The organism is Pseudomonas syringae KCTC 12500, from assembly GCF_000507185.2.
Taxonomy (GTDB): Bacteria; Pseudomonadota; Gammaproteobacteria; order Pseudomonadales; family Pseudomonadaceae; genus Aquipseudomonas; species Aquipseudomonas syringae.
In genome coordinates, this window is record NZ_AYTM02000002.1 from 3,323,797 (window position 1) to 3,339,514 (window position 15,718).

Annotated in this window: 12 protein-coding genes and 2 pseudogenes; 8 read left to right on the top strand and 6 right to left on the bottom strand. The window is 54.6% G+C overall.

Features of this window, described 5'->3' with window-relative positions:
- Nucleotides 1-256 precede the first annotated feature (256 nt).
- Both V476_RS27290 and ltrA read left to right on the top strand, forming a co-directional pair.
- Nucleotides 257-505, top strand: a complete 249-nt coding sequence (locus V476_RS27290; protein ID WP_103715847.1) for a transposase — start codon at nt 257-259, stop codon at nt 503-505.
- Between the two features lie 993 nt (nt 506-1,498).
- A complete protein-coding gene (gene ltrA / locus V476_RS29165) occupies nt 1,499-2,398 on the top strand; it encodes a group II intron reverse transcriptase/maturase (protein ID WP_345940306.1) in 900 nt (299 codons plus the stop codon).
- A 626-nt stretch (nt 2,399-3,024) separates the two neighbouring features.
- On the opposite strand, the gene dapE is transcribed toward ltrA, so the two are convergent.
- Nucleotides 3,025-4,161, bottom strand: a complete 1,137-nt coding sequence (gene dapE, locus V476_RS15110; RefSeq protein WP_024960793.1) for a succinyl-diaminopimelate desuccinylase — start codon at nt 4,159-4,161, stop codon at nt 3,025-3,027.
- Between the two features lie 193 nt (nt 4,162-4,354).
- On the opposite strand from dapE, the gene dapC reads away from it, so the two are divergent.
- The gene (dapC, locus tag V476_RS15115; RefSeq protein ID WP_024960792.1) at nt 4,355-5,557 is read left to right on the top strand and encodes a succinyldiaminopimelate transaminase; all 1,203 of its coding nucleotides are present in this window, start codon (nt 4,355-4,357) and stop codon (nt 5,555-5,557) included.
- A gap of 512 nt (nt 5,558-6,069) precedes the next feature.
- Nucleotides 6,070-7,362: a M20 family metallopeptidase gene (locus V476_RS15120; protein WP_024960791.1), complete on the top strand. Its 1,293-nt coding sequence runs from the start codon at nt 6,070-6,072 to the stop codon at nt 7,360-7,362.
- 104 nt (nt 7,363-7,466) lie between these two features.
- Here the strand turns inward: V476_RS15120 and V476_RS27300 are convergent.
- From V476_RS27300 to V476_RS15140, 4 genes and pseudogenes are all read right to left on the bottom strand, one after another.
- A pseudogene (locus tag V476_RS27300) lies at nt 7,467-7,957 on the bottom strand (transposase).
- A pseudogene (locus tag V476_RS15130) lies at nt 7,954-8,493 on the bottom strand (ATP-dependent zinc protease family protein). The pseudogenes V476_RS27300 and V476_RS15130 overlap by 4 nt, the downstream one beginning before the upstream one ends.
- Before the next feature lie 613 nt (nt 8,494-9,106).
- A complete protein-coding gene (locus V476_RS15135) occupies nt 9,107-9,457 on the bottom strand; it encodes a type II toxin-antitoxin system RelE/ParE family toxin (RefSeq protein ID WP_024960790.1) in 351 nt (116 codons plus the stop codon).
- Nucleotides 9,458-9,469: 12 nt separating this feature from the next.
- Nucleotides 9,470-9,718, bottom strand: coding sequence for a type II toxin-antitoxin system Phd/YefM family antitoxin (locus V476_RS15140; protein WP_024960789.1), 249 nt, complete (start codon nt 9,716-9,718; stop codon nt 9,470-9,472).
- 320 nt (nt 9,719-10,038) lie between these two features.
- Between V476_RS15140 and V476_RS15145 the strand changes: the two genes are divergently transcribed.
- The gene (locus V476_RS15145) at nt 10,039-11,001 is read left to right on the top strand and encodes a tyrosine-type recombinase/integrase (RefSeq protein WP_024960788.1); all 963 of its coding nucleotides are present in this window, start codon (nt 10,039-10,041) and stop codon (nt 10,999-11,001) included.
- 27 nt (nt 11,002-11,028) lie between these two features.
- On the opposite strand, the gene V476_RS15150 is transcribed toward V476_RS15145, so the two are convergent.
- Complete coding sequence (locus tag V476_RS15150) at nt 11,029-11,235, bottom strand: hypothetical protein (protein ID WP_235810938.1); 207 nt, start codon at nt 11,233-11,235, stop codon at nt 11,029-11,031.
- 686 nt (nt 11,236-11,921) lie between these two features.
- On the opposite strand from V476_RS15150, the gene paoA reads away from it, so the two are divergent.
- The 3 genes from paoA to paoC are packed head-to-tail and all read left to right on the top strand — an operon-like array spanning nt 11,922 to nt 15,693.
- On the top strand, nt 11,922-12,545 hold the full coding sequence (paoA, locus tag V476_RS15155) for an aldehyde dehydrogenase iron-sulfur subunit PaoA (protein ID WP_024960786.1): 624 nt from the start codon (nt 11,922-11,924) through the stop codon (nt 12,543-12,545).
- Nucleotides 12,542-13,495, top strand: a complete 954-nt coding sequence (locus V476_RS15160; RefSeq protein WP_024960785.1) for an FAD binding domain-containing protein — start codon at nt 12,542-12,544, stop codon at nt 13,493-13,495. Before paoA ends, V476_RS15160 begins: the two co-directional genes overlap by 4 nt.
- Nucleotides 13,492-15,693, top strand: a complete 2,202-nt coding sequence (gene paoC, locus V476_RS15165) for an aldehyde oxidoreductase molybdenum-binding subunit PaoC (protein WP_024960784.1) — start codon at nt 13,492-13,494, stop codon at nt 15,691-15,693. Before V476_RS15160 ends, paoC begins: the two co-directional genes overlap by 4 nt.
- Nucleotides 15,694-15,718 lie beyond the last annotated feature (25 nt).

The window sequence follows — 15,718 nt, forward strand, 5'->3', positions numbered from 1 at the left end:
GGCTTCACTTACGCCTGAACAAGAGGCGCCACTGCCCGGTTCCATCCAAAGATAACCGCCTCGCTTTAATTTTTGGGTGCTCGCTCGCAGCTCTTCAGATCAGCCCCATCAACTCCTGCTTGCTCACTGCGCGGGCCGTGATAGAGCACTGAGATATGCGTCCGGCCAAGTCATCTACCCAACCTCGCAAAGCCAAGACATGGTGTGCACTTAAATTTAAGTGGGCATCAGTTCTAGCCTTTTAAGCGGGTATTTCATGCAGCCAACACGCCGTTCCTACTCCAAATCCTTCAAAGCTCAGGTCATTCAGGAATTTATCCAACCCGGCGCTTCGATTGCCAGCGTCGGACTCAGCCATAGCCTCAACGCAAACCTCGTCCACAAATGGATTCGGGTACAAACGCAGAACAGCGCCGCGTTGCGGCCTGCATTTGTTCCGCTTCACATGCCACTGGCCGGAGCAAATACGCAAGCTGCATCGTCGAATATCTGTGTTGAAATCTAGCACCCGCGTGGCACCGTTAAAGTGAGCTGGCCGACTGAAAATGCCGCTGCTTGCGCAAACTTTCTTCGAGACTTGCTGCGATGATTCGCATCGACTCCATCTAGATCGCCACAGAGCCGATGGACATGCGCGCAGGCACAGAAACGGCGTTAGCCAAGGTGATCGCTGTATTCGGTGCGGCGCAGCCGCACTGTGTTTATCTGTTCTCCAATCGTAACCGTCCGGGCAACACACCTTACTGACACCATCGCCTTAAGCGAGGGTTTCAGTAAGGTGTGTTGCCCGGACGGTTAGTGCGCCAGTTAAAGCTGGCGGAGGATAGTCGATGAAAGTTCGATACTGGTAAGAAATGGCGAATCGACCAGACCCCGATTCATGCATGTTGCACCGCGAGGTGCAGGGTGAAGCGTTGACAGGGGAAACCGATGGGTCAGCCATTGAGCCGCGTAATCAGGGATTCGGGATGCCGATGCTGTTATCCGAAGCAGAAGGCAATACGGAGCATGGCGTTATACGCCAGTCATGCTCTGATCCCGCGCGGTCGGAGACCCTGTGCACGTCGGGAAGTCCTTCGCACAGAAACTGGGAGATCTCAGAGATGCCCGGTGCGCAAGCACCGGGCGGAGTAGGAAAGGCCAAAAGCCGTAATCCTGCTGTCTACGTCGCTGAGAAGTCGGATACGTCCGTAGTACCTGAGAAGCCGTCGAACAAAGGGCCGAGCCCTGCGGAGATCGTGGAGGAAAGGACGTAGCCAAGGGAAACACCGACACGTCCCCCGCGCCCCGGACACAGAGCCGGATCAGTTGCGCGTCGATGGGACTTGAAGGTGTACGTGAAGCAGCCCGAAGGGAAAAGGGCGTGCAGTTCACGGCATTGCTACACCACATCACACCGCAATTACTGGAGCAGAGCTTTTATGCGCTTCGCCGCGATGCGGCGGTGGGCGTGGATGGCATGTCTTAGCGAGAATATGAAGAAGGTCTTCTCCAGCGGGTGACCAATCTGCACGCAAGGCTCCACAGTGGAGCCTATCGGGCAACGCCGTCACGGCGGGTTTTCATGCCCAAAGCCGACGGTAGACTGCGCCCTTTGGGCATTGCCTCTCTGGAAGACAAGATCGTTCAGCAGGCAGTCGTCACTGTTCTGAATGCGATCTATGAAGAAGACTTTCTGGAATTCTCGTACGGCTTTCGGCCGGGACGCAGCCAGCATGATGCGCTGGATGCGTTGACGGTCGCGCTGAAGGGCCAGAAGGTGAACTGGATATTGGATGCGGATATCACGTCGTTCTTTGATGAGATCGACCATGAATGGATGCTTATGTTTCTGGGACACCGGATTGCAGACCGCCGCATGCTCGGACTTATCTGCAAATGGCTTCAGGCGGGTGTTATGGAGGATGGCCGTAGAATGGCTGCGACCAAGGGGACGCCCCAAGGCGCAGTGATATCGCCGTTACTGGCGAATATCTATCTTCACTACGTGCTGGATCTGTGGGCAAGGCAGCGGCGCCAGTGCCACGCCCGTGGCGATGTAATCGTTGTGCGTTACGCGGATGACAGCGTTGTGGGTTTCAGGACGCAATGGCAGGCCCAGCAGTTTCTGGTGCAGTTGCAGGAACGCTTGGCAAGGTTCGGTTTATCCCTCAACGCCTCGAAGACAAGGCTGATTGAATTTGGTCGTTTTGCTGCGAGAAATCGTAGAAAACGAGGCCTAGGTAAGCAGGAGACGTTTGATTTCCTGGGCTTCACACACTGCTCTAGTAGCAACAGAAGCGGTGGGTTTCAAATACTGCGACTGACGGTCAAGAAGCGAATGCGTGCGACGCTGCTGGCTATTCGGGATGAGCTGAAGCGCCGACGTCACGAGCCTGTTCGAGTTGGGGGTCAGTAGCTTAACCGAGTTGTCACTGGGTACTTCAACTACCACGCGGTGCCGGGAAACCTGATACGTCTTGGTGGTTTTCGTCTGGCGGTATGCCGTCTATGGCGGCAAGCCCTCAAACGTCGTAGCCAGCGTCATCGGCTTCAATGGTCACGCTACGGACGCCTTGCCGACCTCTACATACCAAGACCCAGAAATGCACATCCTTATCCTGAGGATCGCTTCGCGTACCCAAGGCAGGAGCCGCATGCGGTAATTCCGCACGTACGGATCTGGGCGGGGGCCAAATCGCTCGATCGAGTTAGCACTAGATCGTCACGATCAGGCCCTACAAGCCGGGTCTACCCCTAGTGTGGTGTCTCAAAAATACCAGTGAAGATGGTCTTCTGAGCGAGGCTAGATTTTTGCAAGCAGCAGCGTTGCTTGGCTCCCGCTGTGCATAAATTTTGCCCTTTCCATTAGTAGCATTCATGCAGCAGCCAGCTATAAGCCGCTGCAAGGCAAAAACGCTACTACCTTTTTCCGGCGCATGAAAATGTGTGATTTATCATCAGTGAAGGATCGCCCTCAAGACCTGTGGGACGGGCATAAGTCCATTTTCTGTTCCGTTGCAAACCATGTCCGGCGCTTGAATCTCATGCCAGCAATTTGATCAAGGTCTCATAGTAGATCTCAGTCAGCACATCAAGATCACTGGCAAGGATACATTCGTTGACCTGATGAATCGTAGCGTTGACTGGCCCAAGCTCAACAACCTGAGTGCCCATGGTGGCGATAAATCGACCGTCAGAGGTGCCACCGGATGTAGACGCCTGAGTGTCACGCCCGGTTACTGCCTTGATGCTGGATGCAACAGCATCCAGCAGTGCGCCCGGCTCCGTCAGAAAGGGCAGGCCCGATAAAGTCCAGTCGATGTGCCAATCCAACGAATGCTTGTCGAGGATTTCCGCAACACGGCTCTTCAGGCTCTCAACTGTTGATTCGGTAGAAAAGCGAAAATTGAACACCGCGACCAGCTCTCCAGGAATCACGTTTGTTGCACCTGTACCTGAGTTCAGGTTCGACACTTGAAAGCTGGTAGGCGGAAAGAATGCATTGCCGCTGTCCCAATGCTCGCTGACCAGTTCAGCTAGCGCTGGGGCTAACAGATGAATTGGATTCTTGGCCAGATGTGGATAGGCCACATGCCCCTGGACTCCTCGCAAAGTGAGGGTTGCGCCCAGCGAACCACGTCGCCCGTTTTTCACAATATCACCCACCAGTGTTGTGCTGGATGGCTCACCCACTATGCACCAATCCAGCCGTTGTTGACGCGCGACCAAGCGTTCGACCACCGCTTTGGTGCCGTGATGGGCGGGGCCTTCTTCATCGCTGGTGATCAGAAATGCCACTGAGCCTCGGTGATTAGGGTAATCCACCACGAAACGCTCAGCGGCCACTAACATGGCCGCCAGGCTGCCTTTCATGTCTGCAGCACCTCTTCCGTGAAGCATCCCCTGATCATCGATAAAGGCATCGAATGGAGGTATGTTCCAGGCTTGCAACGGTCCAGTCGGCACCACGTCTGTATGCCCGGCAAAACAGAGCACTGGCCCGTCTCTGCGGCCATGAGATGCCCAGAAATTGTCTACGTTTTCAATCCTCATTTGCTCCAGCGCGAAGCCGACATTAGCAAGGCGCGCCATCATTAATTCCTGGCAGCCAGCGTCGACGGGTGTGACCGATGGACGGCGGATCAAATCGCAGGCAAGTTCAAGAGTGGGTGAAAGCATGACGGCAAAAACTCCATATAACGGTTGAAAAATCAAGGTAATAGTATTACATTATATTTCGATAGTCTTGCTGAATCAGTGGTCGGGCTTTCGAGCTTTGCCGCAGGTTGCTCTAACGTGCAGGTCGGTCAGCATGACCGTCCCGTGCATCAGCTCTACCGCCTACGCAATTAAACACGATTGAGATCTTGATATGAACGACGCTTTAGCTCAGTTGCAGTCCTACCCTTTTGAGAAATTGCGCACCCTGTTGAATGGGGTTACGCCAAATGCGAGCCTGAGGCCTATCGCGCTGTCCATCGGAGAGCCTAAGCACCCCTCGCCGGCGTTCGTCAAAACGGCGTTGGCAGCCAATCTCGACAAAATGTCCGTGTACCCTGCGACCTTGGGGATCCCCGAATTGCGTGCGGCCATTGCTGACTGGTGCCAGCAGCGCTTTGACGTACCCAAAGGCTGGTTGGACCCTGCCCGTCACATCCTGCCGGTCAACGGAACGCGCGAAGCGCTTTTCGCATTTACCCAAACTGTTGTCCGTCGGGATAGCAATGGGTTGGTCATCAGCCCAAATCCGTTTTATCAAATCTACGAAGGCGCAGCGATTCTGGCCGGAGCCACGCCCTATTACCTCCCCTGCCTGGAAAGTCACGGCTTCAATCCAGATTTTGACAGCGTACCGGCAGATATCTGGAAGCGCTGCCAGCTCCTGTTTCTCTGTTCGCCGGGTAACCCTACCGGTGCACTGGTGCCCTTGGATGCCCTGAAAAAACTGATTTCTCTTGCCGATGAGCATGACTTTGTCATCGCTGCAGACGAATGCTACAGCGAGATATACTTCGACGAGACGTCGCCACCACCTGGCTTGCTAACTGCTTGTGCTGAGCTTGGTCGTAGCGATTTCAAACGTTGTGTGGTGTTTCACAGCTTGTCAAAACGCTCCAACCTGCCTGGCTTGCGTTCGGGGTTTGTAGCGGGCGACGCAGATATTCTCAAAGCGTTCCTTCTTTACCGGACTTACCACGGTTGCGCCATGGCTGTTCACAGCCAGCTGGCAAGCATTTGCGCTTGGAAAGATGAAGACCATGTACGTGAAAACCGCGATCTGTATCGTGAAAAATTCGACGCGGTGCTCGCGATTCTCTCGCCGGTCATGGACGTCAAGAAGCCTGATGGCAGTTTCTACCTGTGGGCAAAAGTCCCGATGGACGACGCTGAATTCTGTCGTGAGCTGTTCGAGCAGACACACATAACGGTTATTCCGGGATCTTACTTGTCTCGCGAAGTCGACGGCGTTAATCCTGGTGCAGAGCGGATAAGAATGGCTCTGGTCGCGCCATTGGCTGAATGCGTGGAAGCGGCAGAACGGATCAGGGATTTCCTTCTACAGCGTCGCCTATAACTGGCCGCTGCGCTGATTACGTAATGGCAAACCGGATCTTGTAACGCCTGAATAGACGCATAGGTTTCATTCAGGCTAGCCGTTTGAATAATCGAAAAATCGAGCTCCGTTATCGAATAGCCACTCCTGAAGGGAGATAACTGCCTGGCTATGAATAGTAGCGCCTGACAACCTTGGAAGGCGCGGTGCGAGCCTGCTAAAACGGGTGAGCGCAGACTAAGAAAACGCCCGATAGTTGAGTATAGACACAACGGTATCTTGATGTGGACATCGCCAGATCACTCTCGGTCATCATGGTGTTATCGGCATCTGATCGACTCTGTTTACCGGCCTGAAAAATGCACGTCCTGTATTAATTTTTATTTAAGCGCGTTGAGCTGATGACAGGTTAAAATTGAGTGGTTGGAAAAAAGATCGGTCAGACAGCGGTAACCAAAATACCAATTTTCAGGTAGCGCTCCAGGCTTACCTGTAGAAACCATACTGAGTTAAAACAATCAAAGGGCATGAGTATGAAAAAAGCTTATTATATACTGCTGGCGGCATTTATTGCGCAGCACACTATGGCCGGGCAGTCCGCTGACGAGAAGAAACTGGTCACCTACGTAGACCAGCATCACGCTGAGCAAGTATCTTTTCTGGAAACACTCGTTAACATTAATAGCGGAACAGAAAATGTGAAGGGTGTTACTCAGGTTGGCAACTTGATGAAGCAGAAGCTTGACGAGCTCGGTTTTGAGACGCAATGGCATGCTCTGCCTGCCGGCATGAACCACGCGGGAAGTCTTGTTGCTGTTCACAAGGGCAAATCACCCAAGCGCATGTTGCTGATAGGCCATCTGGACACCGTCTTTCCCGAGGAAAGCAAATTCCAGAAATTTACTTACATCGAAGAAGGCAAAAAAGCAAAAGGGCCGGGCGTCATTGATGACAAGGGTGGCATGGTGACGATGCTTTACGCCTTGCAGGCCCTGAAAGCCAACGGTTCGCTGGAAAACATGAATATCGCCGTTGTGCTGGTCGGTGACGAGGAGCTGGCAGCTAGGCCGACAGACATATCGAGAAAAGTACTCATTGATGAGGCCAAGAAAAGTGACATCGCGCTGGGTTTTGAATTTGCCTTGTCCGCAAACCAGCTGGTAACCAACCGCAGAGGCCTTAGCGAGTGGTTCCTGACGAGTAAGGGCGTGGAGCAACACTCGGCGAAGATTTTCCAACCTAAAACAGGCTTCGGTGCCATTTACGAATCTGCGCGCGTGCTGGATCAGATAAGATCGCAACTGTCGAACACCCCAGGGCTTACCATCAATCCCGGCATAGCGCTTGGAGGGGCAAGCGCGAGTGAAGATATAGAGAATGGCAAGGGTGTTGCCACTGGCAGAAAGACCAGTGTAGCGGCGGCCTCGCTTGTTCATGGCGATCTACGTTTCGCGAGTGACGAGCAAAAGGACCTGGCCGAATCGAAGATAAAGGCTATTGTCAGCAATCCTCTGGCTAACACAAGCAGCGAGTTTGTACTCAAACCGATCATGCCTGTCATGGAAGAGACTAAAGGCAACCTGGAGCTGTTGAAGCAGTACAGCGAAGTCAGCCAGGATTTGGCTGGCCCGGCGTTGGAACCAGTACCCTCGGCAGAGAGGGGTGGTGCAGACATCTCTTACATAAGCAAGTTCGTCAACGCCAGTCTGGATGGACTCGGGGCAGCAGGCGATGCGACACACACTGAAAACGAAGTCATAGACCTTGGCTCTTTGGTCGTGGCGACTAAACGAGCCGCTATTTTTATGAGTCGCTACAGCGAATAGAGGCATAAAGCGGATAGCTCAGTGCTGGGCTATCCACTTTTCCTGCGAGGAACACGCTTTACCTAGGTGCTGTTCCCGCTTTCACGTAGGCAGCACAGAGAAACTCAGGCCGTTACTATGATGCTTTCATAGTTTATCTTGAGTTTGTCGAGTCGAGAAGCTATCGCCCGGAAATGCTTCAATCGGGCGAAGGCACCTTCCATCAGTCAAATGCAACTGGCAGTCCGCGAGCGTCTACAGGCAAAGGAGTCTTGGAGGTGTTACCGACTCGGCTTTTTCTTGTTACCTACTCCTTTGTACTTGTCGCACCTGCACTGTGATAGTGAGTGTTGGCATAGCTGCCACCAACAAAAAACCACTCCCGGTCCGGCTCGGCCATCAGTTCCTGAAGCACCTTGAACCACTTTTCTGAAGCAGACCAGGGATTGAACTGCTCCAACTTCCAAACTCCTTAGGCAAGTCTCGCCAAAGGCAGCCCACTCGCATGCGGTGCAGCACGCCTTCAGCCGTGGTGCGCAAACTACGCTTGCTGAGGATCAATTCGTAGCAGAATTTTTCGTGACTTCGGCCAGACGAGTATTGTGATAGTGCTTATCTACTTTGCGGTTTTGCGATGGAAGCGCAGCTAGGGCTTCCTGCCGAGTATCCAAGACCTGGGTCGACCACCGCATCGAATTGTTTCAACGCTTCGGATCCGATCAGAAGCGGATATTTGAATGCACTCCGATCAGCCAAATTCACTTCTATGGTGTGTAAAGCTTCGCCCATGCACACGGATAGAGAGATCACCGGCCGGGCGCTGTAAAATTTTGTGTCATTAGGGGCGCGATCATCCGAACGGCGCTTGATCTTATCGACTCCCTCAAGAGGCTGTTCGATAAGGCGGTTGTGGCTGCCATCGATAGCAAGAGAAAAGCTTACCCAACGTTCTCCATTACGCTTGAAATATTTAATGTTTTGAGCACTTAGCGAGGCTGTTTATGCGCCAGTATCGAGTTTTGCGGGAATTTCCAGATCAATGTCGGGGAGCTGTATGTTCTCGTACAGGCCGTAGACCTTCTTTTCCGCCGAAATGCAAATGCTTGATGTTAAGAGAGAAATGCACAATACACAGATTATATTTAATTTCATAATTCATGCTCGGTGGGCGAAGCAGGTTGTGGGCCATCGGGTCAACCGCATGTAAGCTAAGCGGGTAAGCAAAACGCTGATGCGTTAGACAATTTCTTTCTTGATAGTTCTGCTTAGTGTCGGATTAGTTTCAGGTCGGTTTTATGATGTTAGCAATATAAGTTCACCATGTGCTTGTTGGCCACTGCGGATGATTTCGAGACACCTGATCGAAAATTCCCTCTTTTGGCGAGCGCTTACTATTTGAAGGATAAAAAGGTCACTCTAAGGTGTTCGTGTTCATGCGTTGATGAGCTGCTGGCGAGTGCCTCATCGCTATTCCGACGCCACAGCAGCGCTTGGGTGCCATCTGTCCCCAGTCTGGATGTAGTCAGGGGACCAAAATAGCTTGGATGGTATGGCTCGCTTGAAATGTGGGGTCATGAGGCGCTTACCGTTGAACCAGGATAAAGAAGCGATAGATGAGTATGGTGTTGGCTCACCGAGGAGGATTTTGACGGTGTTGGCAAGGCTATAATCATAGCGCTGCGCCGAGCGCTGAGAGCGGCCGTTAGCTATATGATGTGCTTCAACAAACATAATCTTCTTTCGGTAGTGTCGATCCCGTATCCTGCTACATAGGCTGAAGCAGGCAGTAGCGGATGAGGGCCTGTTCAACACTTTGCTTGCCACCTAATACGAGCACCACGACGATGACATTTACATCGTCTGCGTCCCTCACCTCGTAAAAGACTCGGTATCCGTCGGTGTTCAACTCACGATAATGCAGTACACCCAGCTCACTCAATTGAGGACTGACCGGGTAACCCAACGGGGTGGACAGTAGCTTGTCCTCGATGGCATCAATCAAGGTGTCTATGCGTTGAGCAGCGAGGGAGAATCTCTGATGGACAGCCAGGTGTTCAACCTGATCCTCAAGGCTTTGCTGGGCAACACCGGTAAAGCGCAGTGCAAACGTATTCATTAATGCTCCTATTTATTTCTGGGTAAACCTCCTGCTCAATCGGGCTTTGAGTTCGTCAGTGGAACAGTGCTTGCCTTGGGAGTACTCGCGGGAGCTGATTGCCAGGAGCTTCACCAAGGCAATTGACTCATCGCGGCGCTTACGATCAGCGTAAGACTCCACCACGTAGGCCGGAATACCGTTTTGCGTGACGACCAATGGCTCATCGAGAGGCAGGTCGGCTGCGTTGCGTTTCAGAAAACTGATTGTTTCAACTCGCATGAGTTGAGACCTCCTTCATATTGCACCGCGTACTGATGCATAACGCTTGGTTGGTTAGGCACAATATCGCCTAAGCATATTTAAAGACCAAATATAGACTAAATCTGGACTTCATTCAAGTTTTTCCGTCTAGAGTCAAGACCACTCTCATTAGGATGCAGAAATATGACACCGTCTGAATTTTTATGATTACTGGTGATAAAATAGGTTATCACCAATTATTACCGCTTATCGGTTTCAGCTACAAGGGGCGATTCTTAGTTGCTTTTGTGACCACATATGTTGGCAGTGATCGCATGTAGGCCAATGATGAGAACGATATGCAGGAACTGACGAAAACCCAACAGAACGATCAGCGTCGGCTCACGTCGGTCGAATTTCAGACGCTGACCCAAGTTCCGGCTGCGGTCGAGTGGTTTGCCAACCTGGACAACCCTCGGACACGTCGTGCCTACCAAAATGACCTTGAAGATTTCTGCGGGTTTGTCGGGTTGGCTTCGGCCGATGAATTTCGCGTGGTGACCCGATCGCATGTTTTAGCCTGGCGTGCCCAGCTCGAGCATCGCGGTCTGGCCGGAGCTACGATCCGGCGCAAGTTGGCGGCACTGGCCAGCCTGTTTGATCACCTCTTGGAGAGCAATGCAATTGCCGGTGGCAATCCGGTGCACGGAGTCAAACGACCGAAGATAGAAAGCAACGAAGGCAAGACGCCGGCATTGGGCGATCACCAGGCCAAAGCGCTGCTCGAAGCCCCGGATGAAACGACCCTCAAAGGGCTGCGCGACCGGGCGCTGTTGGCTGTTCTTCTTTATCACGGGCTGCGCCGCGAAGAAGCGGCGCTGCTGCAGGTGAGCGACATCCAGGAGCGCCGAGGGATTCAGCACCTTAAGGTGCACGGCAAAGGCGGCAAGGTGCGCTACCTGCCACTGCACCCAGTAGCGGCCGGGCGTATTCACCAGTACCTAGAAAGCTCAGGGCATCATTTAGCGGAACGGAAGGTGGCGCTATTCATTCCGCTACGAGGCAAGCTGACCGGTGCCGGCATTACGGCCAACGGCATCTACACCGTGGTGGCGGCCTACGCGAAGAAAGCCGGGATCGAGGTCGGCGGCCTGGGTGTTCACGGACTTAGAGCAACCGCAGCCACCAATGCCCTGGAGCATGAAGCCGATATCGCCAAGGTTCAGGCCTGGCTGGGTCATGCCAACATCAGCACGACCAAGATCTACGATCGGCGAGAGAACAGGCCGGAGGACTCACCGACCTACAAGGTGAAGTATTAATAGAAGGGATCGAGGCCAAGCAGCAGCTCAACCCTGCGCGCTGTCGAGGATGTGGTGCAACGCTGCCCACGGATGATCTCCTTCCACCTCGCTCACAGGACAGGTATCGGCATGTAGAAAAGGTTTTTCGCAGTCTTCCAGCGCTTGGCTTTCCATACAGTGAGCGCACACCGCCCGCCCGGCAACGATCATCCATTGAGCATTCCACTTCTCAATCGCTCGTTCAGTGTCCAACTTCCGATCCCTCATCACGCATCTCGCAAATGCTGACGGTACCTCTACAGCAACCGGATTGAAACGCTTGAAAAAATACCTCTTTTTGCGGATAGCTCAGGCACAGCGATCTAAAGAGCATCGCCTGCGGTGGGCCCTATCCACCCGCAGCTTTCGGCCAAAAGCGACCATCGGGGTCTGCAGCCAGAGTCAGATAAACAGCGCATCCCACCCATCACAAGGCCGCTTGACAGCAAAAGTGACTGCTGCGCGGTCAGGCCGCATGGTTCACGCATCAGGTCAGTGGTGAATAATAAGCGCGGCACTCTCCCGAGAGACAACAGGGGTAGCGGATCTTTTCTTGGTACGGCTGCTTGGCTGTTGCAACGTATGGCAGATCTTACGGATCGCTGCTTTTGATACGCCGGATAGTCCACTGCACTTATAAAATATTACGGTATGTGTCAGAAATTTCAGCCATTAACGCCGTAGTTATAAGACCTACGGCGCTCACCTTTATTTATGACTAATGCTCATGTGCTTATGCGTGTGTACGGCATAGTCACCAACTACTCATAACGTTAAGTTCCTAGATCATCTCGCCCGTGAAACCTGCTTAAAAGACAACGAATGTTGCAGGACGATCCGGACGGTTCGAGATCGTAAAGCCTTCCTCAGGGAAACTAACCGTGGATACGAACGACATGATGCCGCTGACCAGGCGCAAATTCCTTATCGTTGGGGTGGTGACATCTGCGGCAATTGCCCTGCCCCCTTTTCTTAGCGCAAAGGCCAGCGCCGCCAATGCCGCTCAGCCAAACAAGAGGCAGATCGCTTTCAGTGTCAATGGCACCGAAAAACGCCTTGAGCTGGATACCCGAACTTCATTGCTGGATGCGTTGCGCGACCATCTCCACCTTACAGGCACCAAAAAGGGATGCGACCACGGCCAGTGCGGGGCCTGCACGGTCATCGCGAACGGAACGCGAATCAACTCTTGCCTGACACTAGCAGTCATGCACCAAGGCTCGAGCATCACCACCATCGAAGGATTGGGTAGCCCCCAGAAATTGCACCCGATGCAGGCCGCTTTCATCAAGCACGACGGTTATCAATGCGGGTACTGCACGCCGGGACAGATTTGTTCGGCAGTGGCGGTGCTGGAAGAAATCCGCGCAGGGGTCCCTAGTCATGTCAGTGAAAACATCACCGATGCGCCTCGGCTCGAGGCCCGAGAAATCCAGGAACGCATGAGCGGCAACATCTGCCGCTGCGGCGCTTACTCCAACATCATCGAAGCGATCACCGAAGTCGCGCAGGAGACCGCATGAGGCCGTTCAATTACGTGCGCGCCGAATCTCCGGCGCACGCTGCCCAGTCGGCTCAACTCGAAGGCGCACGCTTCATCGCCGGCGGCACCAACCTGCTCGATCTGATGAAGCTAGAGATCGAAACCCCCACGCATTTGATCGACATCAACGGAATAGGGCTGGACACCATTGAGCCTACCTCAGAAGGTGGGCTGCGCATTGGCGCCCTGGTGCGCAACACCAATCTGGCCGCCGACGCTCGTATCAGAAAGGACTATGCAGTATTGGCCAGGGCTCTGCTGGCAGGTGCTTCGGGCCAACTTCGCAACGTCGCGACCACGGCAGGCAATTTGCTGCAACGCACCCGCTGTCCCTATTTCTACGATACCAACATGGCTTGCAACAAACGCCAACCCGGCGCTGGCTGCGCAGCCATCGGAGGCTTCAGCCGACAGCTGGCAATCATCGGCACCAGCAGCAACTGCATCGCCACCCACCCGAGCGACATGGCGGTGGCAATGCGATTGCTCGACGCCACAGTGGAAACGGTGCGGGCCAATGGGCATATACGTTCCATTCCGATGGCTGACTTCCATCGGCTTCCGGCTAATACGCCTAACATTGAAACGGCGCTGTTTGCGGACGAGTTCATCACCGCCGTTACGCTACCCAAGCCTGCCGGTGGTGTTCATCTGTATCACAAGGTCCGCGATCGTGCGTCCTACGCATTTGCCTTGATCTCTGTGGCGACCATCGTCCAACCTGATGGGACAGGCCGGGTTGCGCTGGGCGGTGTGGCACACAAGCCTTGGCGCCTAGACGCTGCGGACGCGCTGATGCCCGAAGGTGCCAAGGCGGTGACGGACAGACTGCTCGCCGACGCGGCTCCCGCCCATGACAACGCCTTCAAGATTGTATTGGCCGAACGAACCTTGGCTTCGGCCATATCCGAAGCGAGGGCCCAGGCATGAAGTTTGATTTGCCCACCGGCAACAACCCGATCGACCAGCTGAAAGTCATCGGTCAGCCCCTCGATCGGATCGAAGGCCCCTTAAAAGTCACCGGCGCTGCTCGCTACGCCTATGAGAACCATGAGCAGGTTCCGGACGCTGTATACGGCTATATTGTGGGTGCAGGTATCGGCAAAGGTCGTATCGTGCAGATACAGACAGATGCCGCGCGCGAAGCCGCTGGTGTATTGACGGTTATTACTGCAGCCAATGCTGGCAAATTAGGCCATAGCGAGTTCAATGCGGCCAGGGCGCTGGGCGGCCCGGACATCGACCACTACCATCAAGCAATCGCCATGGTGGTCGCCGAGACCTTCGAAGAAGCGCGCTCGGCCGCGCAGCTGATCGAGGTCGAATACGCGACGGGCCACGGTCGCTTCGACCTGGCAGCCGAACGCCCTAACGCGCAAATGCCCAAGAGTGGGCCCGACACTGACGTCGGCCAGTTCGAGGAAGCCTTCAGCCAGGCAGGCGTGCAAGTCGATGTGACCTACACCACGCCTGACCAGGCCCACGCAATGATGGAGCCCCATGCATCCATCGCGCGGTGGCAGGGCGACCAGTTAACATTGTGGTGCTCGATCCAGTTGCTGTCCTGGAGCAAGCGCGACCTGTCAATCATCCTCGGCGTGCCGCCAGAAAAGATTCGTCTGCTCTCGCCCTACGTCGGTGGCGGTTTCGGCGGCAAGGCTTCGGTGCTGGCAGATGCGGTGCTGGCGTCGGTCGCGGCACGTCAACTGGGCAGGCCGGTGAAGGTCGCGCTTACCCGACCGATGATGTTCAACAACACGACTCACCGGCCCGCTACGATTCAGCGCGTGCGCCTGGGTGCCGACAGCTCGGGACGAATTACAGCCATCGGTCATGAAACGCTGTCTGGCAATCTGCCCGGCGGCCCCTTTGAGAAAGCGGTTACCCAGACCCAAGTTTTGTACGCCGGTGCCAACCGCATGACACGTGCCCGCCTGGCCGTGCTTGATCTCCCTGAAGGCAACGCGATGCGTGCGCCCGGCGAGGCCTCTGGAATGATGGCTTTGGAAGGTGCCATGGATGAATTGGCCGAAGCCTTGAAAATGGACCCGGTGAAACTGCGCATTTTGAACGATACCCAGGTGGTTCCTGGAGAACCATCGCGTAAGTTCTCCACACGTGCGCTGATCCAATGTTTAGAGACAGGCGCACAGCACTTCGACTGGAGCAAGCGTTCGCCCATTCCGGCCAGCCGGCGTGAGGGTCGCTGGCTGATCGGCATGGGCATGGCTTCAGCGATTCGCGGTAATCCCATCCGGGATTCCGCCGCGCGAGTACATCTGGATTCGCGCGGAATCATCACGGTCGAGACCGACATGACCGACATCGGCACTGGTAGCTACACCATCCTCGGGCAGACGGCTGCCGAGACCCTAGGCGTCACCCTGGACAAGGTGGTGGTTCGCCTGGGCGATTCGAACTTCCCGACGTCGGCAGGCTCCGCTGGCCAGCGCGGTGCCAACTCATCCACCTCCGGGGTGTATGCCGCCAGCATGAAGCTGCGCACGCTCATCGCCGAAAAGATGGGTATCGATCCCGCTACTGCACAGTTTACGGACGGCCAAGTGCGGGGCGGCGGTAAAACCATGTCCCTGGCAGAAGTTGCTCGGCAGGGTACGTTGACGGCCGAAGATACACTGGAGTTCGGTAAGGCCCGTGAAGAGCGCGAGCACCAGACCTTTGGTGCGCATTTCGTTCAAGTCCGGGTCGATGCTGCTACCGGTGAAGTGCGCATCGATCGCATGCTCGCCGTCTGCGCTGCTGGTCGCATACTCAACCCTAAGACCGCGCGCAGCCAGGTCATTGGTGCCATGACCATGGGTGCCGGCGCGGCGCTGATGGAAGAACTGGTGGTCGACAAGCGTCACGGTTTCTTCGTCAATCATGACCTTGCAGGGTATGAAGTGCCGGTGCACGCCGACATTCCGCATCAGGAAGTCATTTTCATCGACGAAGTGGATGCTTATTCGTCACCGATGAAAGCCAAGGGCGTAGGTGAACTTGGCATCTCAGGTGTCGCTGCGGCCATTGCAAACGCTGTCTATAACGCCACTGGAATACGGGTCCGGGAATATCCAATGACCTTAGACAAGTTCCTTGATCGCCTGCCACCGATTGTTACCAACTGAGAGGCACCATGAGACTGATTGCACC